Raw genomic sequence first — 13163 nt, forward strand, 5'->3', positions numbered from 1 at the left:
TGTAAGTATGTTCTTACGGAACCCCTTGCCCGCCACCGGTCCGGTGAGACATATTTCTCTTCATGTCTCTCAACGATCGGATCGGCTGATCATGACGGCTCCGGCCCTCCCTCCCGAGCTGCAGGACTTCTCGCTGACGGAGATGACGTTCTGGACCCGTCCCGACGCGTTCCGGATGAAGGCGTTCGCCGCGATGCGCGCGCTGGACTCCGCCCCGTTCGTCCCGCTGCAGAAGATCCCGATGGTCAGGTCGAAGCCCGGCTTCTACGTGCTCGCCAAGCACGCCGACGTCCTGGAGGCCAGCCGCAACGCGGAGGTGTTCAGCAGCGAGCCCACCTCCAACTCGCTGATGGAGATGCCGCCCTGGGCCGCCCGCTTCTTCGGCTCGATGATCAACATGGACGATCCCCGGCACGCGCGGATCCGGCGCGTCGTCTCGCGCGGGTTCAGCCCGCGGATGCTGGAGCGCATCGACCAGGACCTGGGCGTCCGGGCGGCCCGCATCGTCGACGAGCTGATCGCCGAGGGCCCCTCGGACTTCGTCGCCCAGGTCGCCGCCCGGCTGCCCGTCGAGGTGATCTGTCATCTGATGGGCATCCCCGAGGAGCACCACGCGATGATCCTCGACCGGACCAACGTGATCCTCGGCTACACCGACCCCGAGTACAACGGCATGAAGGGCGACCCGCGCGGCCTCACCGAGCCGCCCCGCCTCAAGGACGTGACGGTCACCTCGGTGCAGCTCGTCCGGGCGGGCCACGACCTGTTCCGCCTGGTCCGCAGGCTCGGCAGGGACCGGCGCGGCGGCACCGGCGACGACCTCATCACCCGGCTGGTCAACCCCAACGCCGACGGCGAGTCCCTGACCATGCAGGAGGTCGGCTCGTTCTTCATCCTGCTGGTCGTGGCCGGGAACGAGACCACCCGCAACGCCATCGCGCACGCGCTGCGCCTGCTCACCGACTTCCCCGAGCAGCGCGAACTGCTCCTCGCCGACTTCGACGCCCGCATCGCCCCGGCCGTCGAGGAGATCATCCGCTACGCGACGCCGGTCATCCACTTCCGCCGCAACGTCACCCGCGACCACGACCTCAACGGGACGAAGCTGAAGAAGGGCGACATCGTCGCGCTCCTCTACACCTCGGCCAACCGCGACGAGACGGTCTTCCCCGACGCCGAGACCTTCGACATCACGCGCAGCCCCAACCCGCACGTCGGCTTCGGCGGCCCCGGCCCCCACTACTGCCTGGGCGTCCATCTCGCCCGCCGCGAGATCACCGTGATGCTCCGCGAGCTCCTGACCCGGCTCCCCGACGTCCGGGCCACCGGCGACCACGACCGTCTCGCCTCGTTCTTCATCAACGGCATCAAGCGAATGCCCTTCACCTTCACCCCGCCCGGGTAAACTCTGCGGCGGTCCGGGACACCGTGCCGGGGAGACGGGAGCGGTCCTGGTGAGGTCCGGAGACGCAGGGGATCCGATCGGTTCGACGACCCCCAACGTCGCGCGAATGTACGACTTCTACCTGGGCGGGAAGGACCACTTCGCCGCCGACAGGGAGGCCGCCCGGCGCGTCCTGGAGCTCGCGCCCTTCACACCGCTGCTGGCCGCGCAGAACCGCGGGTTCCTGCGCCGGTCGGTGCGGCTGCTGTCGTCGCGGGGCGTCCGGCAGTTCCTGGACCTGGGCGCGGGCCTGCCGACGCGCGGCAACGTGCACGAGGTCGCCCGCGACGCCGACCCGGGGGCGCGGGTCGTCTATCTCGACTGCGACCCCGTCGTCGTCGCCCACGGACGCGCCCTGCTGACCAGCGGCGACGGCCTGGTCGAGATGACCGACGTGGACATGCGCGACCCCGAACGGATCCTCGGCGACGCCGTCGTCCGGCGCGTCATCGACTTCGAGCGGCCCGTCGGCCTGCTCATGAACTCGGTCCTGCACTGCCTCACCGACGACGAGGATCCGTACGGCATCGTCGCGACGCTCCTCGAGGCCCTCGTGCCCGGCAGCTACCTGGCGATCTCCCACACCACCGGGAACGACGGCCTCACCTCGGCGGTCGGCGCGATCTACGACAACGCCACGACCGGCATGACCTACCGCTCACCCGAGAAGATCGAGAAGTTCTTCACCGGCACGGAGCTGCTGGACCCCGGGGTCGTCCCGCTGGCGGCCTGGCGTCCCGACCTCGTGCCGGTCCCGCGCGGGGGAGCGGAGCGGCGGGCTCGCGAGAAGGCCGCCGCGGGGAAGTGGGACCTCGACCGCTACTACCTGTGCGGCGTCGGCCGCAAGCCGTCCGCCGTGCCAGAATGAGCGGCACCCGGGGGGAGGGCTCATGCGCTCGTTGGACGTCCGCTGGATCCATGGGTCGGAGTCGGCCAAGCACAACACCGATCCCGACATCCAGGTCCACGCCTACGACCCGGACACCTTCATCCTCCGCCAGAACAAGGCGATCAATTACGAGGCCCCGTTCCTCTACCTGCTCTTCGGCGCCGACCGGGCCGTCCTCCTCGACACCGGGGCCACCGCCTCCCCCGAGCTCTTCCCGCTGCGGCGGACCGTCGACGCCCTGATCGAGGACTGGCGGGAGCGGAACTCCCGGCCGTCCTGCGAACTCCTGGTCCTGCACACCCACGGGCACGGCGACCACGTGGCGGGCGACCCGCAGTTCGCCGGCCGTCCCGCCACCACCCTCGTGGACGCCTCCCTGGCCTCGGTCCAGCGGTTCCTCGGCCTTCCCGAGCTCGGGACGGCCCGTCTGGAGCTGGGCGGCCGCCCCCTGGAATGCCTGCACACCCCGGGCCACCACGACGCCGCCGTCACCTTCTTCGACCCGTCCACGGGCTTCCTGCTGACCGGTGACACCGTCTATCCCGGACGCCTCTACGTCGAGGACCGCGAGGCCTTCACCGCCTCGATCGACCGCCTGATCGCCTTCACCGACACCCGCGACGTCACCCAGCTCCTCGGCTGCCACATCGAGATGACCACGACGCCCGGCGTCGACTACCCCGTCCGCACCACCTACCAGCCGGACGAGCCGCCGCTCCAGCTTCCGCCGTCCCGGCTGCACGCGATCCGCGCGGCGCTGTCGGAGATCGGCGACGGTCCGGGCGACCATCCCTACGACGACTTCGTCATCTCCCTGGAATAGCTGACCAAGCGCTTGCTAGTTGCGCCCGGATCGGCTAAAGATCAGTGGTGCGGCTCGTGTTCACGGCTGGAGATCTCGCGGCGACCCGGTTCGGCGTCTCGGCGCTGCATCATGCGGTCTACGCGGCGCTCTGCGTCCACCAGCCGAGGCTGGCACCGGCGGGGACCCTCTGGCGGGACGTCCACCGGTCGGTGCCGAGCGCTTCGCTGCCGATGATCGACCTGCTCACCAGCTCGGGCGTCCGGGCGGCGGTGGCGGGCGAGCTGTTCCGCTTCGAGGTGCCGCGGGTGCACACCGGGCGGCCGTCGATGGGGGACGAGCTCGACGCCCTCACCGCGCTCGGCCAGGGGCTCGAGGATCCGGTGCGCCGCTTCACCGGGAGCCTGTGGCGGCTGATGCGCCCCTGCGCCGCCCGTGATCTGCTGCTCGACCGCCCCCAGCTCCTGCGGGTCCTCGCCGACGGCCTGCACGTCCTGTTCCACCGCTTCCTCGCACCCGAATGGGCCCTCATCCAGCGCGCGCTGGACGCCGACATCGGCCGTCGCGCCGACCTCGGATCGCGCAAGGGGATGGGCACCGTCCTGGCCTCGCTCAGCCCCCGGCTCTCCTGGACCGGCGGCGGCCTGGAACTCGACGGCCTCGCCGCCCGGGACCTGCCGTTCGACGGCCGCGGCCTGCTGCTCTCCCCGATCGCCTCGGCCGACTCCGGCTTCCTCAGCCTCGTCCACAGCCCGGACGAGCGCCGTCCGCTCCTGTGCTACCCCGTCCCCGCCGCACTCCCGCGACCGGGCCCGCAGGGCGGCGTCGACTCCCTGGCCGCGCTCGTCGGCACCGCCCGCGCCCGCACCCTGCGCGCGATCGAGTCCGGCTGCTCCACCACCGAACTCGCCCGGCGCCTGCACAGCAGCCCCTCCACCGCCTCCGAGCACATCCGCACCCTCCGCGAGGCCGGCCTGGTCACCACCCACCGCGACGGCCGCGCCGTCCGCCACATCCTCAGCCTCCTCGGCCGCGACCTGCTGTCCACCAACTCCCACGGCCCGTCCCGCGACCTCTGAGAACGGGTGGCGTCATCGCCGGGGGCGTTGTTCGATGGACGAAGGGCGATGGGGGAGGGCACGTGCAGTTCAAGTGGATCAAGACGTCGGGCCGGACCGAGCTGATCGAGACGACGGACAAGAACCACCGGCCGCAGGGGGCGGCCAACTACCTGGCGAAGAACGTCGGGACGGTCTGCGGCGCGAACCTGGAGCGGCTGTCGGAGGCGCAGCGGTGGCTCTCGACGTTCCGGCTGGGGGCGAGCCGGGCGGCTCAGCGGCGGCACGCGGCCGTCGCGGAGATCAACGGGATGATCGGGCGGTTCGTCGAGATCCAGTACGCCGACCTGTACGAGCTCGCCATGGACGACGACGACCCGGCCACGTCCGCGCGCAACGACCTGCGGAACGCGGCCCAGAGGTACGCCGTGTCGTATGTGCGGGCGCTGCTGACCTCGCGGCCGGAGATGAGCCCGCTCCTCGTCCGCAACGACGAGATCACTCCCGAGATCCGGCTGCGTGAGCCCAGGGACGTCGTCGACGCGATCCTCTCCGTCCCGCCGGGCCCCGCGACCGGCGTCCCCTGGACCAGGGACGGCCTGCGCGTCCCGATCGCCCGCGCCCTGGACCGGCTCTTCCCCCACGGACGGTCCTGGATCGAGCCGGAGACCCTGGAGACCTGGCACGACGAACTCTGGCGGAGCTGGGGGAACAGGCTGAACCTGCTGCCGCTGGCCGCGGCGCCCGTCGCGACCGCCGGCCTGCCCGTCCCGGTCCAGCCCTCGCCCGTCCAGCCCTCGCCCGTCCAGCCCTCGCCCGTCCAGCCGTCGCCCGCGAGGGGGATCGACGAGCAGCCCGATCCGGAGCTCAGCCAGCCGCCCGTGCGGACAGCGCAGGACGACGAACGGCACGCCGGCCTGCTGGCCGCGCTGGAGGCGGCCGCCGCCAAGCCGATGGCCACGCTCAGACGGCACGAACGAGAGAGCCTGATCACGGTGCTCAAAGGGGAGCTTCCGCCGGAGCTCCTGGGCCTGTCGCAGGCCAACGGCGAGCGGCTCGGGAGACTGCGGCAGAGCATGGCCCAGAGCCACGACGCGGGCGCGGCCTCCAGGAACTGGGCCGCCGCCCTGGCCGCGGACGGCTTCGACCTGCGCGGCCTGCCCGAGACGATCTCCAGGTTGGAGAAGGCGGGGCAGAGCGCCCAGGCGCAGGGCTACTACTTCCAGGTCCGCGAGACCCTGGAGGCGTGGTCGCAGTACCGCCTGTGCGCGGTGGAGGTGCGGTTGCCCGGGAGCGACCAGCCGTGGCCGCGCCCCGACCGCTATGTCGACACGCTGGAGTGGGTGGCGCCCGGCGAGTTCCGGTTCCGCGAGTACAAGGCCTACAACCCGACCGGCGAACCACCCGCGGATCACAGGCGCACGTTCATCGTCCAGAACGACGACTACTGGGCGGCGATCTTCGGCAATCCCTTCGGATACGCCGTCGAGTACGTCTTCGAGCACGGCGTCCCGGCGTGGACCGAACCGATCTTCGCCGAGAACGCCCGCTACTTCGCCTACGGCCTGTACGTCACCGATCTCACGGCAGGGTCCACGCGCCGCATCGTGTGACCTCCGGGGTGCGGAACGGTCCACCGCAAAGGGCTATTCGGGGTGGCGCCGAATACCTTGCCGGTGCCGGGGCGGCTGTTCATGATCGGCGATGTTCCGTTCCCCGTCCCGGAGATGAGGCCTGATGAACCGCTCGCAGATCTTCAAGACCGTCGGCACGCTCGGCACCGCGCTGGCCATGGCGACCGTCGTCCAGGGCTCGGCCAGCGCCAACGCCTGGAGCTCGAGCTACCCGACGTGGGGCACCGCCACCTGCTCCTCGGCCGCGCAGCTGTCGGACAGCCAGCACGTGATCATCTCCTGCATCATGTACGGCGGCACCTCCGTCCAGGGCTACACCGTCGTCATGAACGGCAACGGCTCGGACCGCCTCCTCCCGGAGACCAACCCGGTCGTCGGCGGCCTCGGCATCGTCTGCGACCCCGCCGTCATCGGCGGAAGCAGCACCAAGTTCTGCCTCGGCCCCAAGCTCGGCATCGCCGCCGGCTGCCACAACTTCACCAACAAGACCAACTACACCTGGTACACGGCCAAGGTGCTTTCTTCCCCGACCGTCAACCGCTGCGGCTGACCCGAAGCCCCCCGGCCCGGCGGGGGCCGGGCCGACCACGAAAATGGGGGAGCGGCGACGCCCCCGCGCCGGGTCCTCGCCGCTCCCCAAACAAGTACATCCTTTCGATTTAACGCCATAAAGAACATCCCGGAAATCCGGGTACCCGCCGAACATCCCGGCGACATGCCCATGTCCGTGCCGGGGAAACGCCTTTCACGCCCGCGACGTTCCGCCGGTGAATGCGGTATTGCGGACGCGTCCCGAAATGGCGGGCGGGCGCATATTGGAATCGTATTCGGTTTCTGCCGCGTCCCGGAAGAGGCGTTTCCCGAAGGCGCCTAGCGTAAGTGGATCACTGTCGGCAAGGTGCCGTGGTGGGACAACTTTGGGGCCTTGTGGGCGGGGTGGGGCGGCGGCATCGTCGTCGTCATGGGATCGGATCTTGCGCGGGGCGGGCCGGGGTGAAGGGGGCGGGGACGCTGCTCTCCTTCACGGACGTGACCCGGCGGTTCGGGGGTGTTCCGGCGCTCGAGGCGGTGACGCTGACGGTCGGCCGGGGAGAGTTCGTCTCCGTCGTCGGGCCGTCGGGATGCGGGAAGTCCACGCTGCTGCGGCTCGCGTCCGGGCTGGACGTGGCGTCCTCCGGCGCGGTGGAGACCGCGACGGACGAGGTGGCCTACGTCTTCCAGGACGCCACCCTGATGCCGTGGCGGACCGTCCGGCGCAACGTGGAACTCCTCGCCGAGCTGTCCGGCGCCGGCCGCGGGGACGTGCGGGAACGCGCCCGGGCGGCCCTGGAGTCGGTGGGGCTCGCCGAGTTCGCCGGGCATCTGCCGCGGCAGCTCTCCGGCGGTATGCGGATGCGGGCCAGTCTCGCCAGGGCCCTGGTCATGAAGCCCGCGCTGTTCCTGTTCGACGAGCCGTTCGGCGCCCTGGACGAGATCACGCGGACCCGGCTGAACCTCCAGCTCCTCGACCTGTTCGTGGAACGCGGCTTCGGCGCCCTGTTCGTCACCCATTCCGTCGAGGAGTCGGTGTTCCTGTCCGGACGGGTCGTCGTGATGTCGGCGCGGCCGGGCCGGATCACCGCCGAGTTCGCCGTCCCGTTCCCCTACCCGCGCCCGGCGGCGCTGCGCTACACGGCGGAGTTCGCCGAACTGGCCGGGAAGGTGGCCGCCGCGCTGGAGGAGGCCTCGTGAGCAGGCGCCTCGTCGCCGTCCTGGGCCCGCCGCTCGGCGTCTTCGCCCTGATCGTCGCCGGCTGGTACGGCGTCACCTACCTGCTTCTGGCCGAGGACCGCAGGTTCCTGCTGCCGCCCCCCGACGAGGTCGTCACCGAGGGACTCCTCGACGGCCGGGTCCGGACGGACATCCTGCTGGCGAGCTGGGTGACCCTGAAGGCGGCGCTGATCGGCCTGGCCATCGCGTTCGTCCTCGGCTCCCTGCTCGCGGTGCTCATGGCGCAGGCGCGCTGGATCGAGCGGTCCCTCTACCCGTGGGTGGTGTTCCTCCAGACGGTCCCGATCCTCGCGATCGTCCCGGTCATCGGCTTCTGGTTCGGCCACGAGCTGACGGCCCGGGTCGTCGTCTGCGTGATCATCTCGATCTTCCCGCTGGTCATCAACCCGCTCCAGGGCCTGCTCGGCACCGACCGCGGCCTGCACGACCTGCTCACCCTCGCCAGGGCGTCCCGGCTGACCCGCCTGCTGAAGCTCCAGATCCCGGCGGCGCTCCCGCAGGTGTTCGTCGGGCTCCAGACGGCCGCCGGCCTGTCGATCGTGGGAGCGGTCGTCGGCGACTTCTTCTTCGGGCGGGGCGACATCGGGCTCGGCCTCCTGCTGTCGCGCTACAGCGGACGGCTCCAGTCGGCCGAGATGCTGGCGACCGTCTTCGCCGCGGCCTTCCTCGGGGTCGTCGTCTTCTGGATCTTCGGCGCCCTGGGACGCAGGGTCGCCGGCGGCTGGTCGGAGGACTGGGGCGCGGGCGACCGGGCGGCCCATGGGTCCTGACCGTCACCACCCCCATCCCGACCGATCGAAGGACGAGCCATGACGAGTCCCCTCACCCGCGGCGTCCTGGGCGCGACGGCCCTCGCCGCCTGCCTGGCGCTGTCCGCAGCGTGCGGCGGAGAGAAGACCGCCGAGACCAAGGCCCGCTCCGGAGTCCTCTCCGGCGTGTGCCCCGCGACCGTCGTCCTCCAGACCGACTGGGATCCGGAGGCCGAGCACTCGGCGTTCTACCGGCTCCTCGGCGACGGCTACACCGTCGACGGCAAGGCCAAGTCCGCCAAGGGCCCGCTCATGGCGGCCGGGACGGACACCGGAGTGGACGTCGAGATCCGCATCGGCGGCTCCTCCATCGGCTACCAGACCGCCGAGCCCGTCCTCTACCAGGACAAGGACATCCTGCTCGCCTACGGACGCGTGTCGGAGCACCTCGCGACCTACAAGAAGACGCCCGTCGTCTCCGTCTTCGCCCAGATGGAGAAGAGCCCCTACGCCATCTACTGGGACCCCGCCACCTACCCCGCCGCCCGGACGATCGCCGACCTCAAGAAGGACAAGGTCAAGATCCTCTTCGGCTCCGAGACGACCGTCTGGCAGGAGTACCTCGTCGGCTCCGGCATCGTCGACAAGTCCCAGGTCGACCAGAGCGACTCGCCCAAGCCGGCGACGTTCGTCGCGGCCGGAGGCAAGGTCGCCGAGGCGGGCTTCATCACCGCCGAGCCCTACATGTACGAGGTCGAGACCAAGGCCTGGGGCAAGCCCGTGAAGGGCCAGCTCATCCACGACACCGGCTTCCCCGAGTACTTCCAGTCGGTGGTCGTGCGCAGGGAGGACCTGACGAAGGAGAAGGACTGCCTGACCAAGCTGGTCCCGATCCTCCAGCGGGCCGAGGCCGACTACATCGCCGATCCGGCGCCCACCGGGAAGCTGCTCGCCGACCTCGCCGACAGGTACCAGACGAGCTGGGTCTACACCACCGCCCAGGCCGATGCCGCGGCCAAGGCCCAGGTCGACCTGGGCCTCGTCGGCAACGGCGACGACGCCGTCCTCGGGAACTACGACCTCAAGCGCGTGCAGACCCTCATCGACCTGATCGGCAAGTACGCGCCCGACGCCGACATCTCCGGCATCACCCCCGCCGACCTCGTCACCAACGAGTTCATCGACCCCTCCATCGGCCTCAAGCCCTGACCCCGCCCCCCCCCGGAGGAGCAGCCCGTGCCCGACGCCCGCATCCCCGCCGGTTCCCGTCCGCCGCAGGAGGAGGTCCTGGTCAGGGCCGCCTGGGTCCTCACGTCGGGGCCCGCGGGCGAGATCGAGGACGGCGCCGTCCATGTCCGCGACGGCCGCATCGCCGAGGTGGGCCCCTACCGTGAGCTGCGCGGACGGCTGCCCGGCGCGGCCGTCGAGGGCGACGGCACGGGCCTGCTCATCCCCGGCCTGGTCAACACGCACACGCACCTGTCGGAGGCGCTGGCGACCGGCATGGGCTCGGAGCTGACCCTGTTCGAGTGGGGCGAGCGGATCGTCGGGCCGCTCGGCACCGCGCTGACCACCGAGGACGCCCGCGAGGGCACCCGGCTGCGCGCGATCGAGATGCTGCTGTCCGGCGTGACGACCGTCAACGACATGTTCGTCCACAGCAACCCCGGCGACGCCGCCAGCGTCGGCGTCGTCGCGGGGCTGGAGGAGGCGGGCCTGCGCGGCGTCGTGTCGTTCGGCGCCGAGGACGCCGACATGTCGGGTGCGCGGCCCGGAGCCCCGCCCTGGGCCGGTATCGGCCGGATCATGGCAGAACATGAGGCGCTCGCCGAGGCCTGCGAGGCGGCCGACCTCGTCTCCTTCCGGTACGGGATCGGCACCCTGCTCGGCCAGAGCGACGCCCTGCTGGAGGCGGGCGCCGACGCCTGCCGGGACCGCGGCTGGGCCGTGCACACCCACCTCGCCGAGGTCCGCGAGGAACTCGTGGCGGCGACCGGGCGCTGGGGCCGCAGGACCGTCCCGCACGCCCTCGCCCTCGGCCTGTTCGAGCGGCCGCTCATCGCCGGGCACGGCGTGTGGGTGACCGAGCCCGACATCGAGATCCTCGCCGCCCACGGCGTCGCGATCGCGCACAACCCCGTCGCCAACATGATCCTCGGTTCCGGCGTCTGCCCGGTGCCGCGGCTGCGCTCCGCCGGGATCGCGGTCGGCATCGGCACCGACGGCGCCGCCTCCAACGACGGCCAGGACATGCTCCAGGCCGTGAAGACCGCGGCCCTGCTCCAGAAGGTCCACGCCCTCGACCCCTCGGTCATCGACGCCCCGGCGGTCCTGCGGATGGCCACCCTGGACGGCGCCCGCGCCCTCGGCCTCGACCACCTCATCGGCTCGCTGGAACCCGGCAAGCGCGCCGACCTGGTGCTCCTCCAGGACTCCGTGTGCGTCGCGGTCCTGCACGATCCCTGCGGCCAGCTCGTCTACGGAGCTTCGCCCCGCGCCGTCCGCTCGGTCTGGGTGGACGGCCGCCGCCTCGTCGACGACCACGCCTGCACCACCGTCGACGAGGCCGAGCAGACCGGCCGGAGCCGGACGCTGGCAGCCCGCCTGGCGGTGGCGACCGGCCTGCGCGCCGCGGGCTTCTCCCGCCTGGGCCCCGGCTGACGGTCCCCGCTCACTCGCGGCGGGGACCGGCGCCCGCGTTGAGGCCGAGGGAACGGATCCAGATCTTGTTGATGGTGTCGATCAGGGTCTCGGCGTCGTACTCGACGCCCTCGTAGGACCAGGCCATGACCACGCGTTCGACCATGAGGGTGAGGGCGTGCGCGGTGTGGCGCGGGTCGAGGTCGCCGTAGGCGGCGCCGGTCTCCTGCCAGCCGGCGATGGCGCGGGTGGCCCTGCTCTGGAAGTGGTCGGCGACCTCGGCCCACTGGGCCTTGAGCCGCTCGTCCTCGTCGCGTGCCTGGTAGACGGCCTGCAGGACATGGGCGTTGCGACGGAACGCCTCGACGTAGACCCGGTTGACCTCCTCGATGCGGTGCACCGGGTCCTGCTGGGAGCTCACATGGGTGGGCGCGATGGCCCGCAGGTCGGCGGAGGCGTCGCGCATCAGGGCGTGCAGCAGGTCGTGCTTGGACCGGTAGTAGTTGTAGAGCGTCCCCGACCCGACCTTCGCCTCGGCGCTGATGTCGGAGAGCCGGGCGTTGTGGAAGCCGTCCCGCTCGAAGACGATCCGCGCCGCGTCGCGCAGACGCTGCGGCGTGGTCTCGCGGCGACGGTCGACCCGGGTGCGCCCCCTGCTCGCCTCGCCGGTCTCGGCAGCGGCTTCGGGCACGGTCCCACCTCGTCTCGACGTTCGCTGAAGCTGACGACCTTAGCAGCCGTGCCCCGGACCTGGGCCTGCGCGGGGCACAAAGTAGAGGTTGACGTCAGTCTCACTTTCTGGGTACTTTCATGCCCCGCGTGACGTGCCTCACCTCACACCGCCCCTGGCAGGCGGGCCTGCGGTCTCACGCGCCGGGCATTCGAATCAGTGAAGCGAGGGCATCGATGAAGCTGGGTATGCACACGCGTTCGACGCGGACACGGGTCCTGCTGGGCGGTGGGCTCGGCCTGCTGCTGACGGCCGCCACCGCCTGCTCCGGCGGGTCCGGCGAGACCGCCTCCGAGCCGGGCCTCACGGGCAAGCCGATCAAGGTCGGCCTGTTCAACCCGGACAAGGGGCCGGTGATGGTCCCGGCGGTGAAGTCCGGGATGGACGCCGGTGTGAGCTACATCGCCAAGGAGCTGAAGGGCGTCGGCGGACGGCCGATCGAGGTCGACGCCTGCTCGGTCGACGGCACCCCCGAGTCCACCATCGGCTGTGCCAACAGGTTCGTCCAGAACGGCGTCGTCGCGGCCTTCGACGGCTTCAACCTCAGCTCGAGCGCCGGGATCAGCATCCTCGAGGCCGCCAAGATCCCCCTGGTCGGCCAGATCCCGTTCGACCAGACCACCGGGAGCGCCGCCTCCGGACGCGTCTACTTCGGCGCCCCCCAGGCCTCGTTCCTCGTCGGAGCGCTCCAGGGCTTCAAGGCCGAGGGCAAGACGTCCGCGACGCTCACCCTCGTGGACACCCCCGCCTCGCACAAGACCGTCGAGACCCAGCTCAAGCCGCTGGCGGGCGCGATCGGGATCAAGGCCACCGGCCTGTACTTCTCGCCCACGAACCCGAACTTCAGCGCCCTGGCGGCCACGATCGCCTCGACCAAGCCCGATGTCGCCGGCCTGATCGCCTCGCCGAACGCCTCGATCTGCACCCAGCTGATCAAGAACCTGAGGTCGACCGGTTACTCGGGCTCGATCTTCGTCGCCGCGTGCACCTCCTTCATCAAGTCCGACCCGGCGTCGGCTCCGGGCGCGACGCTGTACTCCTCGGTCTGGCTGCCCGGCACCGAGCAGTACGCACCCAAGCCCGTGGTCGACAACCTCAAGGTCGCGACCGGCTACCTGGCGAAGACCCCCGGTCCCGCCGACTTCTACGGCTACGCCCAGTTCGCCACCGTCGTGGACTTCGCCAAGGCCCTCGCCGCGGCGCCCGCGTCCGGTGAGCTCACCGGGGCGACCGTGCTGTCGACCCTCCAGGGCCTGAAGGACTTCACCACCTTCCTCGGACCCCAGATCACCTGCGGCAAGGCGACGACGCCCAACTGCACCACGCAGATGCTCCTGTTCACGGTGCAGAAGGACCTCACGCTCAAGCCCGTCACCGGCAGCTGGATCACCCCGGTTCCGGCGATCATGGCGAACATCCCCGGCGCCAGCTGAGCACGCGACCCTTC

At 71.0% G+C, this 13163-nt stretch carries 12 protein-coding genes; 11 read left to right on the plus strand and 1 reads right to left on the minus strand.

The annotated features are described in order from the left end of the window. Nucleotides 1-91: 91 nt before the first annotated feature. From ABD785_RS25995 to ABD785_RS26040, 10 genes are all read left to right on the plus strand, one after another. A complete protein-coding gene (locus ABD785_RS25995) occupies nt 92-1405 on the plus strand; it encodes a cytochrome P450 (protein ID WP_344833119.1) in 1314 nt (437 codons plus the stop codon). 49 nt (nt 1406-1454) lie between these two features. Then, entirely contained in the window at nt 1455-2312 is an 858-nt protein-coding gene (locus ABD785_RS26000; RefSeq protein ID WP_344833121.1) for an SAM-dependent methyltransferase, read from the plus strand. A 22-nt stretch (nt 2313-2334) separates the two neighbouring features. Next, complete coding sequence (locus ABD785_RS26005; RefSeq protein WP_344833124.1) at nt 2335-3156, plus strand: MBL fold metallo-hydrolase; 822 nt, start codon at nt 2335-2337, stop codon at nt 3154-3156. Between the two features lie 47 nt (nt 3157-3203). Further along, entirely contained in the window at nt 3204-4214 is a 1011-nt protein-coding gene (locus tag ABD785_RS26010; protein ID WP_344833127.1) for an ArsR/SmtB family transcription factor, read from the plus strand. Nucleotides 4215-4276: 62 nt separating this feature from the next. Further along, nucleotides 4277-5806 carry a hypothetical protein gene (locus ABD785_RS26015; protein ID WP_344833130.1) on the plus strand — a complete coding sequence of 510 codons (1530 nt, stop codon included), beginning with the start codon at nt 4277-4279 and terminating at the stop codon, nt 5804-5806. A gap of 124 nt (nt 5807-5930) precedes the next feature. Then, complete coding sequence (locus ABD785_RS26020; protein WP_344833133.1) at nt 5931-6377, plus strand: hypothetical protein; 447 nt, start codon at nt 5931-5933, stop codon at nt 6375-6377. Nucleotides 6378-6820: 443 nt separating this feature from the next. Then, nucleotides 6821-7558, plus strand: a complete 738-nt coding sequence (locus ABD785_RS26025; RefSeq protein WP_344833136.1) for an ABC transporter ATP-binding protein — start codon at nt 6821-6823, stop codon at nt 7556-7558. Then, nucleotides 7555-8367 (plus strand): ABC transporter permease, encoded by an 813-nt coding sequence (locus tag ABD785_RS26030; protein ID WP_344833137.1) that lies wholly within the window; start codon nt 7555-7557, stop codon nt 8365-8367. Before ABD785_RS26025 ends, ABD785_RS26030 begins: the two co-directional genes overlap by 4 nt. Before the next feature lie 39 nt (nt 8368-8406). Further along, a complete protein-coding gene (locus ABD785_RS26035) occupies nt 8407-9555 on the plus strand; it encodes an ABC transporter substrate-binding protein (protein ID WP_344833139.1) in 1149 nt (382 codons plus the stop codon). A gap of 27 nt (nt 9556-9582) precedes the next feature. Beyond that, nucleotides 9583-11007 (plus strand): amidohydrolase family protein, encoded by a 1425-nt coding sequence (locus tag ABD785_RS26040; protein WP_344833140.1) that lies wholly within the window; start codon nt 9583-9585, stop codon nt 11005-11007. 10 nt (nt 11008-11017) lie between these two features. On the opposite strand, the gene ABD785_RS26045 is transcribed toward ABD785_RS26040, so the two are convergent. Continuing rightward, the gene (locus tag ABD785_RS26045; RefSeq protein ID WP_344833141.1) at nt 11018-11677 is read right to left on the minus strand and encodes a TetR/AcrR family transcriptional regulator; all 660 of its coding nucleotides are present in this window, start codon (nt 11675-11677) and stop codon (nt 11018-11020) included. A 227-nt stretch (nt 11678-11904) separates the two neighbouring features. Between ABD785_RS26045 and ABD785_RS26050 the strand changes: the two genes are divergently transcribed. Next, the gene (locus ABD785_RS26050; RefSeq protein WP_344833143.1) at nt 11905-13149 is read left to right on the plus strand and encodes an ABC transporter substrate-binding protein; all 1245 of its coding nucleotides are present in this window, start codon (nt 11905-11907) and stop codon (nt 13147-13149) included. Nucleotides 13150-13163: the final 14 nt, after the last annotated feature.

Origin of the sequence: Actinocorallia longicatena, assembly GCF_039534125.1 — a bacterium.
In the GTDB taxonomy this organism is placed as follows: domain Bacteria; phylum Actinomycetota; class Actinomycetes; order Streptosporangiales; family Streptosporangiaceae; genus Actinocorallia; species Actinocorallia longicatena.